The sequence below is a fragment of the Gilvimarinus gilvus genome (genome assembly GCF_030518155.1).
In the GTDB taxonomy this organism is placed as follows: Bacteria; Pseudomonadota; Gammaproteobacteria; order Pseudomonadales; family Cellvibrionaceae; genus Gilvimarinus; species Gilvimarinus gilvus.
The window spans coordinates 1-322 of sequence record NZ_JAULRU010000664.1; the positions used below are offsets into that span (position 1 = coordinate 1).

1 protein-coding gene is annotated in these 322 nt (G+C 58.4%); it reads right to left on the bottom strand.

All coding sequences use genetic code 11. The features are described from left to right. Positions 1-13: 13 nt before the first annotated feature. On the bottom strand, positions 14-322 hold a 309-nt coding region (rpsG, locus tag QWI17_RS16705; protein ID WP_302723663.1), incomplete at its 5' end, for a 30S ribosomal protein S7.

The window sequence follows — 322 nt, forward strand, 5'->3', positions numbered from 1 at the left end:
ATTGATGCTTGAATTAGAAGCGGTAGAGCGAGAACGCTTTGTTGGCTTCAGCCATACGGTGCACGTCTTCACGCTTCTTGACTGCAGCACCCTTGCCTTCGGCAGCATCCAGCAGTTCGCCGGCCAGACGCAGAGCCATCGACTTCTCGCCGCGCTTGCGGGCGTAGTCTACGAGCCAGCGCATTGCCAGAGCGTTACGACGGGATGGACGAACTTCAACCGGAACCTGGTAAGTAGCACCGCCTACACGGCGGGACTTGACTTCGACCAGCGGAGCGATGGCGTCGAGAGCTTTCTCGAAGATTTCCAGGGGGTCGCTGTT